The organism is Anaerostipes faecis (assembly GCF_910574135.1).
GTDB classification, from domain to species: domain Bacteria; phylum Bacillota; class Clostridia; order Lachnospirales; family Lachnospiraceae; genus Anaerostipes; species Anaerostipes hominis.
The window spans coordinates 122,750-140,882 of the sequence record NZ_CAJSYK010000004.1 but is presented as its reverse complement, the minus strand read 5'-3'; the positions used below and the strand labels follow the sequence as shown (position 1 = coordinate 140,882).

17 protein-coding genes and 3 pseudogenes are annotated in these 18,133 nt (G+C 42.4%); 8 read left to right on the top strand and 12 right to left on the bottom strand.

Translation table 11 applies throughout. The annotated features are described in order from the left end of the window. Nucleotides 1–14 precede the first annotated feature (14 nt). The 4 genes from QGT46_RS04840 to QGT46_RS04825 all read right to left on the bottom strand — a co-directional run bounded on the left by QGT46_RS04840 (nucleotide 15) and on the right by QGT46_RS04825 (nucleotide 5,384). A complete protein-coding gene (locus QGT46_RS04840) occupies nucleotides 15–149 on the bottom strand; it encodes a hypothetical protein (RefSeq protein ID WP_270430826.1) in 135 nt (44 codons plus the stop codon). Between the two features lie 395 nt (nucleotides 150–544). Continuing rightward, nucleotides 545–1,756 (bottom strand): NADP-dependent isocitrate dehydrogenase, encoded by a 1,212-nt coding sequence (locus QGT46_RS04835; RefSeq protein WP_148459265.1) that lies wholly within the window; start codon nucleotides 1,754–1,756, stop codon nucleotides 545–547. Between the two features lie 83 nt (nucleotides 1,757–1,839). Next, on the bottom strand, nucleotides 1,840–3,558 hold the full coding sequence (locus QGT46_RS04830) for a [FeFe] hydrogenase, group A (RefSeq protein ID WP_148459263.1): 1,719 nt from the start codon (nucleotides 3,556–3,558) through the stop codon (nucleotides 1,840–1,842). Beyond that, nucleotides 3,552–5,384, bottom strand: a complete 1,833-nt coding sequence (locus QGT46_RS04825; protein ID WP_148459262.1) for an NAD(P)-binding protein — start codon at nucleotides 5,382–5,384, stop codon at nucleotides 3,552–3,554. Before QGT46_RS04825 ends, QGT46_RS04830 begins: the two co-directional genes overlap by 7 nt. Before the next feature lie 296 nt (nucleotides 5,385–5,680). Here QGT46_RS04825 and QGT46_RS04820 point away from each other — a divergent pair, with 296 nt between their 5' ends. Next, nucleotides 5,681–6,325, top strand: a complete 645-nt coding sequence (locus QGT46_RS04820) for a chloramphenicol acetyltransferase (protein WP_148459260.1) — start codon at nucleotides 5,681–5,683, stop codon at nucleotides 6,323–6,325. A 394-nt stretch (nucleotides 6,326–6,719) separates the two neighbouring features. On the opposite strand, the gene QGT46_RS04815 is transcribed toward QGT46_RS04820, so the two are convergent. From QGT46_RS04815 to QGT46_RS04800, 4 genes are all read right to left on the bottom strand, one after another. Beyond that, nucleotides 6,720–7,154 (bottom strand): hypothetical protein, encoded by a 435-nt coding sequence (locus QGT46_RS04815; RefSeq protein WP_024726622.1) that lies wholly within the window; start codon nucleotides 7,152–7,154, stop codon nucleotides 6,720–6,722. A gap of 26 nt (nucleotides 7,155–7,180) precedes the next feature. Further along, complete coding sequence (locus tag QGT46_RS04810; protein WP_148459259.1) at nucleotides 7,181–8,191, bottom strand: ATP-dependent endonuclease; 1,011 nt, start codon at nucleotides 8,189–8,191, stop codon at nucleotides 7,181–7,183. Nucleotides 8,192–8,368: 177 nt separating this feature from the next. Then, the gene (locus tag QGT46_RS04805; protein ID WP_024726620.1) at nucleotides 8,369–9,268 is read right to left on the bottom strand and encodes a nucleotidyl transferase AbiEii/AbiGii toxin family protein; all 900 of its coding nucleotides are present in this window, start codon (nucleotides 9,266–9,268) and stop codon (nucleotides 8,369–8,371) included. Further along, nucleotides 9,268–9,876: a type IV toxin-antitoxin system AbiEi family antitoxin domain-containing protein gene (locus QGT46_RS04800; RefSeq protein WP_148459258.1), complete on the bottom strand. Its 609-nt coding sequence runs from the start codon at nucleotides 9,874–9,876 to the stop codon at nucleotides 9,268–9,270. The genes QGT46_RS04805 and QGT46_RS04800 overlap by 1 nt, the downstream gene beginning before the upstream one ends. A gap of 294 nt (nucleotides 9,877–10,170) precedes the next feature. Here QGT46_RS04800 and QGT46_RS04795 point away from each other — a divergent pair. The 5 genes and pseudogenes from QGT46_RS04795 to QGT46_RS04775 form a co-directional block, all read left to right on the top strand. Next, nucleotides 10,171–10,292: pseudogene (locus tag QGT46_RS04795) on the top strand (TnpV protein); the annotation flags it as partial. A 149-nt stretch (nucleotides 10,293–10,441) separates the two neighbouring features. Beyond that, complete coding sequence (locus QGT46_RS04790) at nucleotides 10,442–10,858, top strand: hypothetical protein (RefSeq protein ID WP_148459256.1); 417 nt, start codon at nucleotides 10,442–10,444, stop codon at nucleotides 10,856–10,858. Between the two features lies 1 nt (nucleotide 10,859). After that, on the top strand, nucleotides 10,860–11,069 hold the full coding sequence (locus QGT46_RS04785; protein WP_024726617.1) for a helix-turn-helix transcriptional regulator: 210 nt from the start codon (nucleotides 10,860–10,862) through the stop codon (nucleotides 11,067–11,069). 17 nt (nucleotides 11,070–11,086) lie between these two features. After that, a pseudogene (locus QGT46_RS04780) lies at nucleotides 11,087–11,288 on the top strand (cysteine-rich KTR domain-containing protein). Nucleotides 11,289–11,324: 36 nt separating this feature from the next. After that, nucleotides 11,325–11,738 (top strand): annotated as a pseudogene (locus QGT46_RS04775) (DUF5131 family protein); the annotation flags it as partial. A gap of 132 nt (nucleotides 11,739–11,870) precedes the next feature. Here the strand turns inward: QGT46_RS04775 and QGT46_RS04770 are convergent. From QGT46_RS04770 to QGT46_RS04755, 4 genes are all read right to left on the bottom strand, one after another. Next, the gene (locus tag QGT46_RS04770; RefSeq protein WP_024726615.1) at nucleotides 11,871–12,707 is read right to left on the bottom strand and encodes a DegV family protein; all 837 of its coding nucleotides are present in this window, start codon (nucleotides 12,705–12,707) and stop codon (nucleotides 11,871–11,873) included. An 80-nt stretch (nucleotides 12,708–12,787) separates the two neighbouring features. After that, complete coding sequence (locus tag QGT46_RS04765; protein WP_148458611.1) at nucleotides 12,788–13,642, bottom strand: DUF368 domain-containing protein; 855 nt, start codon at nucleotides 13,640–13,642, stop codon at nucleotides 12,788–12,790. A gap of 13 nt (nucleotides 13,643–13,655) precedes the next feature. Further along, nucleotides 13,656–14,132, bottom strand: coding sequence for a DUF5721 family protein (locus QGT46_RS04760; protein ID WP_024726613.1), 477 nt, complete (start codon nucleotides 14,130–14,132; stop codon nucleotides 13,656–13,658). A 94-nt stretch (nucleotides 14,133–14,226) separates the two neighbouring features. Further along, the gene (locus tag QGT46_RS04755; protein ID WP_024726612.1) at nucleotides 14,227–15,489 is read right to left on the bottom strand and encodes a S1C family serine protease; all 1,263 of its coding nucleotides are present in this window, start codon (nucleotides 15,487–15,489) and stop codon (nucleotides 14,227–14,229) included. Between the two features lie 175 nt (nucleotides 15,490–15,664). On the opposite strand from QGT46_RS04755, the gene QGT46_RS04750 reads away from it, so the two are divergent. After that, nucleotides 15,665–17,092 (top strand): undecaprenyl-phosphate glucose phosphotransferase, encoded by a 1,428-nt coding sequence (locus tag QGT46_RS04750; protein ID WP_024726611.1) that lies wholly within the window; start codon nucleotides 15,665–15,667, stop codon nucleotides 17,090–17,092. 10 nt (nucleotides 17,093–17,102) lie between these two features. After that, nucleotides 17,103–18,125 carry an LCP family protein gene (locus tag QGT46_RS04745; protein WP_024726610.1) on the top strand — a complete coding sequence of 341 codons (1,023 nt, stop codon included), beginning with the start codon at nucleotides 17,103–17,105 and terminating at the stop codon, nucleotides 18,123–18,125. Nucleotides 18,126–18,133: the final 8 nt, after the last annotated feature.

The following is an 18,133-nucleotide window of genomic DNA, read 5'->3' as shown; positions in this document are numbered from 1 at the left end:
TGAATGATCCTCTGCTATTTTTTAAAGTGCCCACTGCTCTCCACTGTTTCGATTCGTCCTTCTGTGGCGCCCAGTTGCTGGGGAATCAGATTCAGTTTTATATCAAACAATCCCGCAAGCTGCTGAAAATCTTCATTCGATAACACCACAAGCTCCTCCTTCCGTTATTCTAAATTTTTCTTTTGCAGTTATTTGGTAACTATATTTTAAAGTAATCTATGAGTTTATTACCACTATCTCCGTCACGCTTTAAAATGTGCTCCTCCAATAGTGATAAAAAACTATCGTTGGATAATTCCATTGTTTGATGAGTACTGATCTGTTTGAAAATGTTATGCTATTGATTATACCATTCTGTCAAAATAAAATCAGCAATTTTTTCCATTTCAATATTAAAAGAAGATCCTGACAGCCAGACAGTCAGGATCTTCTTTTTCATTGTTGAATAACTCCTTATGTTCGAGGAAAACCTACTGGATAAATATCGGTTAAACAGAAGGAGACAATTAACGATAGTATTTTATACCCTTCGGGTGGACGCGCTTCACGCGATAAGGTATGATAATTTCTCAGCGATTGCTTTGATAAAATCTCCGCTGTTTGCTACTTTGACGTTCTTAAGCGTAGTGATCAATGCAAGGTCTTTTGTCATAGTTCCCTCTTCTATCGTATCAATCGTCGCCTTTTCAAGCCTGTCTGCGAATTTAACCAGCTCTTCATTGGAATCTAATTCGCCTCGCTTTCTTAAGGCTCCCGTCCATGCAAAAATGGTTGCAACAGAATTCGTGGATGTCTCTTCCCCTTTCAGGTGCTTGTAGTAATGGCGCTGTACTGTTCCGTGCGCCGCTTCATACTCATAATATCCATCCGGCGATACTAAAACAGAGGTCATCATGGCAAGAGATCCGAATGCGGAAGATACCATATCACTCATCACATCCCCGTCATAATTTTTACAAGCCCAGATGTAGCCTCCCTCTGACTTCATGACACGGGCAACTGCATCGTCGATCAATGTATAGAAATACTCAATACCTGCTGCTTCAAATTTTTCTTTATATTCTGCATCATAAATTTCCTGGAAAATGTCCTTGAATGTATGGTCATATTTCTTTGAGATTGTATCCTTCGTGGCAAACCAGAGATCCTGTTTTGTATCCAATGCGTATGTAAAGCAACTCTTGGCAAAACTCCTGATCGAACTCTCTGTGTTATGCATGCCCTGAAGAATTCCTGCCCCGTCAAAATCATGAATGAGCTCTTTTATCTGAGCTCCGTCTTCTGCCGTGTATACCAATTCTGCTTTTCCCGCTCCCGGTACTTTGATCTCCACGCCTTTGTAGACATCACCGTAAGCATGCCTTGCAATGGTAATCGGCTTTTTCCATGTGCGGACTGTCGGTTCAATTCCTTTGACTGTGATCGGAGTTCTGAAAACTGTTCCGTCCAAAATAGCACGGATTGTACCGTTCGGACTTTTCCACATCTCTTTTAAGTCATACTCATCCATTCTTGCGGCATTCGGAGTGATCGTAGCACATTTAACAGCAACACCATATTTTTTGGTGGCTTCTGCCGCATCAAAGGTCACCTGGTCATCAGTGGCATTTCTGTGCTCCAGACCAAGGTCATAATATTCAGTCTTCAGGTTGATAAAAGGGGACAAAAGATCGTCTTTGATCATTTTCCAAAGAATTCTTGTCATTTCGTCCCCATCCATCTCAACCAATGGTGTCGTCATCTCTATCTTGCTCATACTGCTTCTCCTTTTCTTGCATTCTCCATAAATTGTTACTATTATAGCGAAAAAAGAAAACCATGTCAAAGAGATTGATAGATTCAGACCTGGTGTTCAGTATGCAGTAGCTGGTGTGCCCTGTGAGACAGTGGTTTTTCAAAAAACTCTTCATAGAGGTTTTGTATGTCCGGATTGTCATGTGAGAAACGGATATCTGTATTCCGGTCCAGGAAGTAGAGGCTTGATCCCCTCTCTTCTGCCAGTTCCTGTCCGTCATGGATCGGCTGGCCTCCGCCTCCGGCACAGCCTCCCGGACAGGCCATAACCTCTACGAACTCATACTTCACTTCTTTTCTGCGTATGGCTTCCATCAGCTTCCCTGTGTTACCAAGACCGCTTACTACGGCGACATGGATGACATTTCCCGCCACATCAAACTCGGCTTCTGTCCATCCCTGTCGTTTGACTCCCCGGATCTCATGAAAAGCATCCGCATCCGGATTTTCTCCGGTCACAAGAAAATAAGCCGATCTCAAAGCCGCTTCCATAACACCGCCGGTTGCCCCAAAAATAACGCCCGCACCTGTGCCCACTTCAAACGGAGAATCAAATTCCCCTTCCTCTAAAAATTGAGGATTTAAATGTTCTGCGCGGAGCATTCTGTCCAGTTCTCTTGTGGTCAGTACACAATCAATATCATGGCCTGCATATTCTTCATAGAATAAGTCCATCTCCCTTTCCGCTTTCTTAGCCAGACACGGCATAATGGACAGCGTAAAGATTCGTTCCGGATCTACTCCAAGTTTCTTTGCAAAATAAGTCTTCATGACCGCACCGAACATCTGCTGCGGAGACTTGGCTGTGGAAAGCCTTCCAATCATGTCCGGGTACTGAGTCTTTATAAATCTTACCCAGCCGGGACAGCATGAAGTAAACATGGGATACTCTTCTAAATCTCCATCCTGCAGACGTTTGACAAACTCGCTCCCCTCTTCCATGATCGTAAGATCGGCAGAGAATGTCGTATCGAACACATAGTCTATTCCCATTCTCCGAAATGCCGTCACAATCTTCTCAACCGGAGCTTCCTCTCTGGAAAGGCCAAGCTGCTCCGCCCAGGCAGCCCTGACTGCCGGTGCAATCTGAGCAACCACGATCTTGTTTTCATCTTCCAGGGCGCTGAACAGCATAGAAGTGTCGTCCCGCTCCCTCAGCGCCCCGACCGGGCAATGTGTGATGCACTGTCCGCAGAGAGAACAGTCCGCCACCCGGATATCCCGGTTTCTGGAGACGTCCACCGTCGTCCTTGCTCCGGTGCCGGATACATCCCATACATTCAGCCCCTGTACCTTATCACAAATTTGAATGCAGCGCATACATTTGATACACTTATTCGCATCCCTGATCAAAGGAAATGTTTTATCCCATTCTCTATGTACGAATTCTTTTTTAAATGGATTGTCCAGTATATTAAAATCATTTGCGATCTTCTGAAGGCTGCAGTTCATGCTCCTGCTGCAGGTGATGCACTGTCCGTCATGCTGTGACAGAAGCATCGAAACCGTTTTTCTGCGGTTTAACCGCACCTTGGGACTGTTCGTATAGATGACCATGCCCTCTTCCACTACATTATTGCAGGATGTGATCAGTTTATCTTTGCCTTCCATCTCTACAACGCAGACGCGGCATGCACTGATTTCATTAATGCCTTTTAAATAACAGAGCTTTGGGATCTCGATATGAATGGAAGCTGCCGCCTCCATAATTGTCGTGCCCTCAGGCACCGTTACTTTCATTTGATCAATCGTCAGTGTTACCATTTCGTATCCCTCCCTCCTTTAAATACGCCGAATCCAAAGTGATCACAGCGCAGGCACCGCCCGGACTCCTGATAAGCCTCAGCTTCTGACATACAGTTTTCTACTCCTTCAAAATCATTTACACGTTCTCCGGCTTCTCTCTCCGTCATATTGACCCGGCCGCACGGAGGACGGTCGTCAAGACGTGGCTCCGGAATTTCCACATCACAGGTGATTTCATGATGAAAACCAAGATATTCATCAATATTTGCAGCAATGACTTTTCCTGCAGCGATGGCAGAAATAACCGTGGACGGTCCCGTTGCACAGTCTCCCCCTGCAAACACTCCCGGAATATCGTCAAATCCGCCGTATTTTTCTGTCTTGATCTTGCCTCTCTGAACAGGTACTCCGTTCTCCTCAAAATGCTCATACAAAATATCCTGTCCGATGGCCACTACAAGCGTCTCACATGGGATAAAGATATCTTCCTCACCGGTGGGCCTCACACTGGCTCTGCCATTTTGTATCCTGCTGATCATCTGGGGCGTGACCCAGATTCCTTTTACATATCCGTCTTCTGATACCTCAATCTTTGACGGAGCCATCAGGGTCTTCACCTCAACCCCTTCTGCCACGGCTCCCTGAATCTCTTCCTCCAAAGCCGTCATATCGGCAACTCTCCGCCGATAGACAATGCTTACTTTCCTGGCACCGAGACGGACTGCTGTCCGCACCGCATCCATGGAGACATTGCCTCCGCCGATCACTGCCACTTCCTGTCCCTCCAGGCACTCACACCGTCCATGGCCTACATCTCTTAAAAACTGGACTGCGGAAATGACACCTTTTGCGTCTTCTCCTTCGAGTCCAAGCTTTTTATCGGTGCTGGCGCCGATGGATATCAGGACAGCATCGTGCTGTTCCCTCAATTCACTTACAGAACAATTCTTTCCAATGACAGTGCCATATTGCACCTTGACACCAGTGGCAAGGATAGCCTCAATATCTTCATCCAGACGTTCCTTTGGAAGCCGGTAATTTGGAATGCCGTATCTTAACATGCCGCCCAGCTTCGGCAGCATCTCATAAATTGTAACATCGTGTCCCATCAGTCTCAGATAATAAGCAGCGCTCAGTCCTCCCGGTCCGCCGCCCACAATGGCAACCCTTTTTCCGGTCTCTTCACTGCACGGCGGCGGAGGAACTTTGCCGGCAAAATCTGCGGCTGCCCGTTTTAATCCCCGGATGTTCACTGAATCATCGATCATGTTTCTGCGGCACTTAGCTTCGCACGGATGCTCGCATATAAAGCCGCAGGTTGTCGGCAGGGGATTGTCTTTGCGTATCAGGCGGACGGCATCCGCATACCTTTCTTCCCTGACCAAAGCAATATAACCCGGGATATCGACTCTCGCCGGACATAAAGACACACAGGGCACCGGAAGTTTTAATGACATCAGGCACCGGTTGTACATGATATGTTCCAGATAGTCGTCTCTGAAGCCGATCACTCCTTTATATACCATATTTGCAGCCTCATATCCGATCGCACAGTCTGCTGAGTCCATGATTGAGCGCGCCGTATCCCGGATCAGTCCCAATATCTCTATGGTTGCCTTTCCATCCAGCACATCATTGATCAGATTTTTCAACTGGCCAAGACCAATCCTGCAGGGCACACATTTACCGCATGTCTGCGCATGACATAACTCAAGAAATGCCCTTGACATATCGACCGGGCAGATCCCCGGCGGACTGGATTCGATCCTTCTCTCCAAATCTTTATAAAGACCCTCCATTACAATCTGTGCACGGTCCGGCGTTACAATTTCTAAACGACTCATCTCATCACCCTTTCTTTATAAATATTGTATCTAATTATATACAATTTCCATTTGTCATACAATAGTTTTCGTCTAAAAACACCGTTAATTAAATAACGAAAAACTGCATAAATTCAGGCTTTTTGAACATCTTATTCACAGTGTTTCCATGCTGCACACTGCTGAACCCTCATGCTTACGTGCAAAATATTTCATATCCCAGCAAAAAACTTATACATATTTTTAACAATCTGTTTTTACACATTGCTCTTTTTCCTTTATAATAAAATACAATAGTTAGAAAATGGAGGTGCCTCATGTTTAGACATATCAACCCCGAGACTTGGGAGAGAAGAGAACATTTTGAATATTTTACCCAAACAATAAAATGCGGTTACAGCCTGACCGCTGAATTAGATGTAACAGAATTTTTAAAACTGACCAGGAGCAAAGGCCTCAGATTTTATCCGAGCTTTGTCTACTGTGTCTCAACCGTTATCAACCGCATGAAAGAATTCCGAATGGGTATTTCCGAAGACGGACAGCCCGGATATTGGGATATCGTCCATCCTTCCTATACTGTTTTTCACGATGATGACCACACCTTTTCAGACCTGTGGACGAACTACACCGAAAACTTTTCCTCTTTCTACCGGCAGATGACAGAGGATCTGTCTGCATACGGAAATAACAAAGGGATCAAAGCCAGGCCCGGACAGCCCCCTAATTTTTTCTGTATTTCCTGTGTACCCTGGCTGTCTTTTACCGGATACAGCACCATGACTGCCGAGGGCAGCCCAAATCTCTTTCCGATTATAACTTATGGAAAATACCAGATGAAAAACAGCAGCTATCAAATGCCGTTTACGGTCACAATTTCCCATGCCGCTGCCGACGGCTATCATACCAGTCTTCTCATCAATGAAATCCAGGCACTGATTTCAAAAGATTTTACGCTTTAATACAATGAGCATTTCCTTGTATCAATCCATGAAAAAAGGAAACGGTCCAAAAAGGGACACTTCACATAAGGAAGTGTCCCTTCCGGCATTTATAAGTATTTGTAATGATGGTTGGGTATGATGAATTTGTAGTAAAATAAATATATTACGGAGGAAACTACAATGAAATCATTGTTTGAACAATTCGGTGGTACATACCATAATGAAAGTGATTATTTAACAGAATAGAAGTTGATTTTTATATTAAGTATCTTGTCTAATGTATGAATTGTGTCAATAAGAAAGTTTGCAAACATTAACTTTTTCTGCCGTTTTGAGAGAAAGAATATGTTTAGGAATTCTGTGGGTTAATGTCACGAAAATGGCTCACTTCACTTTTATTGGGGAAATATCATTATTTTTGAATAAGCACATTGTCAATTCCAAGGTTGCTCTTAGCTAATATCTTAGCTAAATTGCTCTGGAAACAGTTGGCATTATAATTATTTAATTTTACAATAATTAACTTGCTCAAATTCTCAGCCTCGAAAGTTTGGTATAATTTCTTTAGATGGTCAGTTCGTGTTTCATATCCCAAATATACAGCCAAATCATCAACTGCCGAATAGAAAGCATTCTCGTCAATTATAGCCTGCTCAATTTTACTTAGCATTCGCTTAATGTTGGATACTATTTTACGAGTTTCATTTCCTTCAACAGGTATTTCAGAAATAACATCGTAGGCTGAATATTTTTCTATAATTAGATACTTAGCAATGGCAGAGTATAACCAAGCCGTATCTGTAGTGATTTCTGCAATGGGCGTTTGAGGTATATAAGTGTACTCCACTCCATTAGCGGATAACTCATCCGCACCTATTCTTGCATTATCATTACTAAATCGAAGTAATGCAGATTTTTTGTTGGGGTCGAGTAAAGAACTCCTTCGTTTTTGATTTTATTAATGGCATCCTGAAAAGTTTTAACTTTTGCCTCCCGTGAATAATCTGTACTCATATCTATATCATAGTCAGAGCCATACACATCCTTCATAAATGGCTTTATGATTTCTTCTATCACGAAGCTATTATTTGTTCCTATAAAGTGCTGAGTAATATCTACAGACAATCTATCTTTAATCTCTTGTGCTGCTTTAATGGTAAAAGTAATAGCCGCAACAACCTTGTGAGTACGATTATCATTTAAACATGCAAAATTATAATGGTTATATATTGTTCTGCAATCTGTATCAGAAAGTTTTTCGATTAACTTTACCATATGGTAATGCTTTGAATCTTGCAAATAATCAACAGGTGAAGTTTCTCCCAATAAGGTCAATAACCTATCATGCATTACTTCATCTAAATCGTTTTCCAAATCTACTTTTGATAAGAAAATACTATACTCACTGCGTATCTTATCAAGAGTTTTTATATTTGCGTTATATAGTGCTCGCTTTGCGGCTATAGAATTTTCTTGGATTTGCTCAGTAGGTAGCAATTCTTTTCCAATATACTTGTTACAGCGTGAAAAACCTAACACACTGTATGTGCCTTTTCCTTTTACAGCTCTCAAATCATTATCTGTTCTAATTGCATTAAATATTTCAAGTTCATCTAATATAGATATATACATTTGAAAACCGATGCCATCGACAGGTAAGATATAAGTCCCATCTGCTTCATAAAACGGGTGAACAATAGCAAGCACCTTGCTGAATAACATATATTCAGATGGTCCTTCAACTAAAAGCACCTTGTTTGCAAAAATTGCTTCAGACAAGCAGCGATTTAACATTTTTCTTGCTTTTTCATAATTTTCTGGCACTTTATAAAAAGTGCTGATACCGTTAATTTTTCTGTCACTATATATGCGTACTAAATTCACATTATCCATCTCATAAAGCACGAATGGCGAATGCGTTGTAACAAACACATACCGCAGTGCATATAAGAAATTAGTTTTGCCAACATCATTCAACCCAAAGAAAATATTCTTATTAGATAAAGTCAATTCAATATCTTCGAAGTTTCTAAAATTTTTTTATTTTTATACTTTCAAATTTCATAATGACCTCCATCCACTATTTACTGTCCATTCCTTTTGCCATTCATCTTCATTAAAAATCGCCTCAAACACAGGTTCAAGGAAATCTCGAAGTTCATCAATCACAACAGTAAACTCAAGCGTATCATCTTTAATATTCTTCAAAAAATATTTCCACCGTTTCTGCATATCCTCATCTTCGGCAAGTGAAAGAATCCGTTTGAAGCTATCCTTATCATAGGGTGTTCCACGGCACTGTAAGGTTTCAAAAATTGCCGTCTGCAATCTTGCTCCATCGAAGTCAAAAGTCCTTGCAAGATAATAGATATCGTAAAAGTCTTTCATTCTGCCCGTCAGTTCAAACCGTTGCAGGATTGCATCAAACTTTTCGGCAATGGTACTTTCAAGAGAATAGGTTTTAATAACGGGAGCTTCAAAGTCAGGAAGCTGTGTGTTGATTGCTCGTTCCTCGGCACAAGGCACAATGACATCACCCACACCGATATCCACATTAAAAGGTACACGAACATTTTTTATCTGCGCAATAATCTGTGCACTGATACCGTGATATTTTCTCTGCGGTGAAATTTCCTCAAAACCTTTTGCGGTCATAGAAATATAATCATTACCCGTTGGCGTGTTGATTACCTTGTTAATCAGTTCCTTTACATCTTCAATCGAATTGGATGCTGCCCGAAGAAGAAAGTCCACATCAATCGTAGCTCGGCTCTCAAAATTGGTAAGCGTGTAAATAAACAGACCGCCCTTGAGAATAAGATTATCTTCATATCCCGATTTTGAAAGTTTACGCAGAAATTCTTCCTGCACAAAAAGTTGCAAGCACTGTTGATAACTGATGCCGGAAGCCTTTGCTTTATTTCTAAGTTTCGCAAGAACAGAAGCCGCTATATCTGCCATTACAACCACACTCCAATCAATTCTTTAACTCTCTTTTGCACCCGTAGCACTTTTGCATACTCCATAAGGTTGGGTATGTTTTTTTTCGGGTCTTTTACATAACCTTGTATTGCCTTATTAAAAATTTCCTTATCCATCTTGTTCATATTCCGCAGCACATCACAAATGGTACGGTCTCGGTCATAAATACGAATATCAATAAAATCAATTTTCCCCGTTGTTTCACCAAGCGTAACCAATGCAGGCTCAACACGATATGCCTTGATAAATGGATAATCGATTTTAGTACGCAATTTTGAAACATTTTTATCAATTGCAAAATTCCACTCAGCAGGATTTCGGTCACTGTATCTGTAGTAGAAAAGAGCTGTTTCCATACAAAGGACTGCATCGGGAAACAGACGATTGATAATTACAATTTCGCTTTCTCCAGAGTCTTCAATCCAATGATAGTAGCCCCGTCTTACCCTTTCAATCAGCCCTTCATCTAAAAGCAATTTTATATCTGCGTAATATAGCTTTGAAGCTGTCAGTTCAGCGGTAGTCATAATATAATTGTGCTGGCTAAACAGCTTTCTCAAAATTTCAATGTCATTTTTCTGAAGCATTCTTCCACCTCTACTTAACTGACCCAATTTTTCATCATCGATAGGGTACTTTACTATATTATATCCACTTTTTTGCCCAAAGTCAACAATAGCAAACTGAACACTTTTGATTTCTTGGAGTGGGTAGTTAAATAGAAGATACTGAGTATACTTGACCATATAAAGCAAATTAAATGTATACAATGGTTGCCAAGCTGTTAAAGATAGCTACGATAGATTGTGTCTTACCAAGCACTGAATTTGGTTATCCAAATTCGCTTGTTAGGGGTAAAATCCCCTAAGACCCCATAATTCTTTGAAATGCTCACAGAGCAGATGAAACAGGCACAGGGTATCACAGAGCAGTTAAAGGCAGAATGAATAACATACGGGCGTGTGCAAGTGAGATTGTGGAGAGGAAAATCATCTTCGCATAAGCAAACAATGCGGCAGAGGGTAAAAGCTCTGTCGCTCTTTTCTTTCGGGGAGTTAAAAATATTTCACTTTTCCTATTGACATTCATAAACACAAGTGATATATTTATAACATCGCAAGTGCGAAATATATAACATAGGAGAAACACAATATGAATAAAAAAGTATCCTTAAAAGAAATTGTCGGAACTAAAATTGTCTATGCTATCATCCTCACATCCTACTATTGGATGTGGGCAAGAACTGATTGGAAAGGCTGGTATGAAACAGCACAATATGTACTTGGTGTCTTTCTCTTCTCCTTCTTTGTTGTACAAATGATTCGAATTTCCAAGTATAAAAAAGAAGGCATCGACGAAATGGCGGAACATAACTTGAAACGATGTGACTCAATTTGTTTAAAACTTTTTGTCGGTGTAATGGCTGTAGTCGCTTTTGGTGCTGCCATTCTCGGTCATACGAATGCCGTCAGTACAGGATTTATTGGATGGACGATTGTTTTGTCGATTTTGATTTTATCTATTATTCGAACAGTGATGTTTGTAGTTATGGATAGTAAGGGGGTATAATATGGCTCTCATTACCAAAATCAAAGAATATCGGGAGCAGGCAGGATATAAGCAAAGTGAACTTGCCGAACTTGTTGGTGCGAGAAGAGAAACCATTGTTCACCTTGAAAACGGCAAGTATAATCCTTCCTTAAAGTTAGCTATGGATATAGCGAAAATATTCCATGTGACTGTAGAAGAATTGTTTGAATTTGTAGATGACAAAAAGTAAAAAGGGTGTTTTGCAAAATGGCAGCAAATAGAACTATACCAAAGGAATGGATACGCTGTCCTATCTGTTGGAGCAAAACAAGGGTACAGATACAGGAAAATACAAAACTGAAAAAATTTTCCCTGCCACGCTACGAAATGCAAGCAGGAAAGTTTGATTGAAGCAATAAAATTACATATAGCAATTATCAGAGAACCAGATACAAAGGCGATGGACTGATAATATTATTTGAACTACACCAGAACGGAGGATTTTATGGCAATGTGGAATCCGTGGCGTGGCTGCCACAAACACAGCGAGGGCTGTAAATACTGTTATATCCATAAAGGCGATTACAAGCGGAGGATTGACACAAACAATATTGTAAAGACAGATAACTTTTACGCCCCTATTGCTAAAAACAAATCGGGAGCATACAAGATAAAATCGGGACAGATGGTGTATCTCTGCTTTTCTACTGATTTTCTGATTGAGGACGCTGACGGTTGGCGTGGAGAGTGTTGGAATATGATACGAGAGCGTTCCGACCTGCATTTTATCTTTCTGACAAAACGGATTGAGCGTTTTATGGATTGTGTTCCAAGCGATTGGAATGACGGATACGAAAATGTTACCGTTGGGTGTACGGTTGAAAATCAAGATAGGGCTGATTACAGACTTTCGCCCTTCATTATCATAGAAGAATCTTATTTACAGACTTTTTTTCATAGTCTCATACCGTAATTTGTAAGAGCCGCCCTCGTCCCCTCCACTTCTTTATGTGAAGGGGACGAACCGTTTCCTTTTGCATTCCACTATTAACTAATATGCAACAACTACACCGCCGTCACATGCATACAGGCTGCTGACTCCCTTAGTGTCGACTATGACGATCTCTTTGACTTCCAGCTTGTCTTCGAGCAGTTTCTTAAGATACACTGCTCTTTCATAGCAGTTGCAGTGTGCAATGGCCAAAATCCGATCCGTCAGGTCCTGTCCTTCTTTCACAATGCATTCCACCATTTTGGCCAATGCCTTCTTTGGTCCCCTGGCCTGTGCCAGCTTCTGTATAATACCTTCTTTGGTCCCTTCCATAACCGGCTTTATATTCAGAGCTGTGGCAAGGACTGCATTCACCTTTGACAGCCTTCCGTTTCTCTGAAGCACATCCAATGTCTCCAGAACAAAAAAAGTTCTCTGCCCTTTGATGTAATCCTCTACCTTTTCTACCACCTGTTCAAAAGGCATGCCTTCGGAAGCATATTCATAAATCTTTCTTGCTATGAGAAGTTGCGTACTGGATGCTCCTCTGGAATTAAATACATGAATATTTTTTTCTCCGCGCTCCTCCTCATACAATTTTTTCCCAAGTTCGGCACTGTTATAGGATCCGCTCAGCTCTGCAGATAAAGTCACCGCATAAATATCATCTGCCTTTTTATATGCCTCCATATAAGCTTCCGGCGCCGGACAGGCTGACTTGCAGGCTCCTTTGCTGTTTGCCACTTTTTCCAGAAAAGAATGCTGGTCAAACGTATCGTCATCGATGATCTCTTCATCTCCGATCAGCAATGTCAGAGGTATCCATGTATAGCATCCTTTCTCAAAATCTTTTTTTGTCAAATCCGTGCAGCTGTCACAGACAATATTAAAACTCATATGGCGTCTCCTTTTAAAACTTTCCGATATAGTATTCATTACTACATATCATATCATATATTTCTATAAATGAAAACCCTTTAATCTTCGCCCAGATAATAGGCACAGATGCAGCCCGCAGCCAGTGCAGCTAATCCCGTCAGCCCTGAGAACAAATTAAAATGATCAAAATTTGCCTCATAAAGAATTGCAATTGGGGAACCAAGAATCAGTCCGCCGATTCCCGCAAAAGTAATGACTTCAAAATGTTCAAACAAATATTCTATGATCTTGGCGATGATCACCACTCCTGCTATGATCCCGACAGCCATAGGTGTCAGAAGCAGGATACCGTGAGTGAGGCCGGACAGATTCAGAGTCGCCAGATTGATCATAAACTGTGTGATCTCACGGAGAATCGGCTGATAAAATCCCAGAATCAAAAGTACCATCGAACCGCTGACTCCCGGTACGACCATCGTAGCCGCCGCAATAATCCCGATCAAAAACATTTTCCCCATCATCAGGGGATCGGCAGTCAGGATCACTTCCGATGCCGTGCTGCTCCCTAAAAGAGGTAGGAGTACAACCAGTGCAAACATAAAAAGAAATGCAATCCCATGAGAAAGACCTTTTTTCTCTCCTTCCATTCTCTTAAAAATGGCAGGCAGTCCTCCGATGATCAGACCGATAAACAGGAAGTTTATCTGAATCGGATAATACTCAAACAGCCATTTAATGACAAAGGAAAGTCCTATAAGTCCGATCACCGCTCCAATGCCTACAGGGACCAGTATTTTAAGGCTCTGTTTAAACTCTTTGCGTATATGTGTGAGTGCATAGATGATCTTATCGTAAACTCCCATAGAAACCGCCAGGGTCCCTCCGCTTACCCCGGGAATGATATTGGCAACCCCGATCAGTATCCCCCGACAAATCTCTTTTAATAATTTCATAGGCTCGCTCCTCCTATCTGCCTTTCAAAAATATTGTTATCTCTTCATCCCAGGCTGTCTCCAGGGTTTTATCCGGAACAAATGTGTTTCTTGACACTCCTGTCGTGCACTTTAAATGTTCTCTGTCGAAATAAATATTTAAAAATAATCCTCCGATCTCCTGCGGCCTATCAGATATATTATATTTCAAAAGAAAGGCTTCCATTCGTTTCGGTGCCAGCATAAGCACAAACTGAAAAGACAGAGGGGTCTTTTTCCCCTTTATAAGGGCAAATATTCTCTGCTTCTCCATTTTCCAGGGTATATACGGATACTCTTTCAGTATTTCCCATTCGTCTGTATCATAAAAATCTTTCATCATTTTTCCGTCAAATTCATACACGGTCCCCATGGACAGCCGGCCTTCGCACAGCATAAACTGGTCACACACGTCCCCCGTCAGAAAGCCGGCCATAAAAGATTTTATGTGTTCTATCTCAATTGAAATCATATGAACCCTCTTTTCTGTTACGTTAAAAACGGACGGCTGCCTGCCGCCCGTTTTCATTGTAACTTGTATGCTTTGAGAATTCAACCGTTTCCGCTTAGTTATTCTGTGTACTGCCTGAAGAGCCGTCATCCGTCTTTTTTTCCAATTTGACACTGATCGTTTTCTTCTCGTAAGTCCCCATTTGATTCTGTCGTTTTACAACAACTTTTACCGTATCTCCGGCCTTTTTGCTCTCAATTTTGCTTTTCAGTCCCTCCATTGTAGAAACCGTGCCCCCGCCAAAGCTGATGATCACATCTCCGGCACTGATACCCGCCTTCTGAGCCGGTGAATTCCGGACAACCTGACGCACCAGCGCTCCCTGAGGCATATCCATCTGCGCTGCCATATCGCTGGATATGGTCTGGCCTGATATTCCAAGGTATGCCTGCTCGGATTTATCTACGGTTTTCTGCTTGATCAGCTGATCAATGATCGGTTTCGCCGTATTGATCGGAATTGCATATCCCATTCCTTCTACATCTTCGGAAGAATATTTTACCGTATTGATCCCGATCAGTTCCCCTTTACTGTTGAGAAGAGCGCCTCCGCTGTTTCCGGGATTGATCGCTGCATCTGTCTGAAGAAGCGTCATGGTTTTATCCGTCAGCTGCACTTCTCTGTTCAGTGCACTGATATACCCGCCGGTCACTGACTGTCCGTATCCGAGTGCATTTCCTATGGCGATTGCCTGCTCTCCCACTTTCAGGTCATCAGAATTTCCGAGTGTGATGATCTTGATCTTTTTTAATGTAGCAGCTTTAATGTCCTTTACTTTTACCGCGACAACTGCCAGGTCCGCGTCATTGTCCGATCCCTTGATCGTACCGGATGCGCTGGTACCGTCTGTGAATCCGACGGATAAAGACTGTGCATCAGCGATGACGTGGTTATTTGTGACAACCAGCAGATACCCGTCTTTCTTACCGACGATAATGCCGGAACCTGCTCCTTCGCTCTCATTCTGCTGCTGTCCGAAAAGGTAACCTGAACTGGTCTCATACTTGCTTGTGATAGAAACGATGGACGGCATGACATTGGATGCCACAGTGGATAAATCTTCTTTTCCTGATGTTGTTCCCTTTGTTGAGGTTTTTGTTGTATTGGTCGTTGCCAGCTGTGTTCCTCCATTGCCGATGCCCATTGCAGAAAACCCATACTGGACTCCCTGCATGGTTACTCCTGCAATCAGTCCGAAAGCCACTGCGGCAGCCGCAAGTTTTGCAATCCTCCTGACTGTTTTGTTTGCGTTTCCTCTATTTTGATTTTGATCCGGCTGTGTATATTCTGTATTATTAAAATTCATATCTTCGTACATAACCTGTATCTCCTTTCGTATTTAACTTGCTTAAATAGTACAAAATAAATGTGTAAAAAATGTGTTCTAAATGTTATAAAACTAAGAAAAACATAAGAAATAATTCCATTGTGCCTTTGCCCTTTTTCACTTATAATAAGTACAGTGTAATATTATCGTAAAGAGGAGAAAACAAATGATTAAGCAAAACCAAGCCTATTTAAACCGTCTGCATATTTTTATTGATGCGGTCTGTATTTATTTATCGGCTTTTCTGTCACATAAGATCCGCTTCGAATGGGGAAAGGATTCATGGGTCTCTAAGCTATTTTTCTTTGTCGGAAAATATGAACTGGGATTTTCATACTACCAGAAGACGGTTTTTATTACAATCATTATCCTTCTTTTATTATATGCCTTTTTCGGCCTATATACCCCCAAAAGGTATCAGCGCGGAAGCCGTGAGATCCTAAACCTATTTAAGGCAAATCTTATCGGCCTGGGCATCGGGTCTGTTGCCATTGTCCTGACAAAACTGCAGAACTTCCCCCGCAGCCTCCTGCTTTTATTTTTCTCTATTAATTTTGTCATCGGAGTTCTTTCCCGCTTCACAATCAGAAAGGTGCTGAACAGAACACGGGAAAGCGGACGAAATTTAAAACACGTAGTCCTGGTCGGCTTCAGTACCTCTGCCGCCGCCTACATTGACCGCATCAAAGCCAATCCCCACTGGGGACTTTATATCCATGGTATTTTTGATGATACCATCAGCGACAATTTTGAATACAGAGGGATCAAAAAAATCGGCCTTTTAAACGAATTGGAAGACTACCTAAGCCAGACTACTCTGGACGAAGTGGCGATTACCCTGAATCTGGATGAATACGAAAAGCTGGAAAAACTGGTGGCCATCTGTGAAAAGTCCGGTGTCCATACAAAATTTGTACCTGACTATTATAACTTTATTTCCACAAACCCATACACCGAGGATCTGGACGGTCTTCCCGTCATCAATATCCGCAATGTGCCGCTGACAAACGTCGTAAACCGTATTGCCAAGCGGATCATTGACATCATCGGATCTGCCTGTGCCCTGGTCATTTTGGCTATTCCGATGCTGATCATCGCACTGCTGGTAAAACGCAGCTCACCGGGACCGGTCTTTTTTGCGCAGGAAAGAGTCGGGCTTGGCAACAAACCGTTTAAGATGTACAAATTCCGTTCCATGGGTGTTCAGGATCCAAAAAAAGAAGCCACTCAGTGGACAAGACCAAACGACCCGCGGGTGACCCCGTTCGGCAGGTTCATCCGTCACACCAGTCTGGACGAGCTTCCTCAGTTTTATAATGTTCTGCGGGGAGATATGAGCCTTGTGGGGCCCCGTCCGGAGCGTCCGCTGTTTGTAGAAAAGTTTAAGGAAGAGATCCCCCGCTATATGATCAAGCATCAGGTCCGCCCGGGCATCACAGGCTGGGCCCAGGTCAACGGTTTCCGCGGTGACACATCCATCCGCGGCAGGATCGAGCACGATCTCTATTATATTGAAAACTGGACCTTATCATTGGATTTTAAAATCCTGTTTCTGACCGTTTTCAAAGGATTTATCAACAAAAACGCATACTAGGAGGTTTTTTATGGGCGTAAAAGCAGAAAAACGACGGCATTCCCACATCCGCTGGATCTTTATCCTACTTTTCCTGATCGTTGTTCTGATCGGCGTGATCTTGGGAGTTTCCTACACGAAACTGGGCAAGATCAATTCCACACCAATGAATCAGAGCAAACTGGTCACGGTCCATGAGGATGCCAATATGAAAGATTACACCAATATTGCCCTGTTCGGCATTGATTCCCAGACCGGCAGTATGTCGGACCGCGGCAACCGCTCTGATTCCATTATCGTTGTCAGCATCAACAATCAGACAAAAGAGATCAAGATGCTGTCCATCTACCGGGACACTTATGTGAGCGTCAACGGCCACTACACAAAGATTAATGCAGCATATTCCATGGGAGGTCCAGAACTTGCCGTCAGCACCATCAACCGGAATCTGGATTTGAACATAACCCAGTATGCGACCGTAAACTTCAAAATTCTTGCGGACATCGTAGATTCCATCGGCGGCATAGAAGTAAAGGTTGATTCCTCTATTTTAAAAAATCTGAACAGCTATATCGGTGATATGAACCGTTTAAACGGAGGCGATTCCCCCAAGATAAAGACCGGCGGAGTACAGACACTGGATGGGAACCAGGCCGTCGCATATTCGAGAATCCGCTATACGGCAGGAGGCGACCTTGCCCGTGCCGGACGGCAGCGTGAAGTTCTTCAAAAGATCTTTGCCAAAGGCAAAAAAAATCCATTTGGCCTGATGGGCGCCATGGATAAGATTCTTCCCCAGATCAAAACCAATATGGATCAGAAAGAACTGTTCTCTATGCTCTTGTCTATCTTTCGTTATGACATTAAGGGTCAAAAAGGATTCCCGTTTGATCAGAGGGAATACAAGTATCTCGGAGTATGGTATGGCTTTCCAACAACTCTGAAAGAAAATGCTGTCCAGGTACATCAATACCTGTTTGACACTGAAAACTATCAGGTCAGCGATGAACTGGGACGGATCAACCAAAAGATTATAAATGTAATCGGATATTAAAAAGAAGG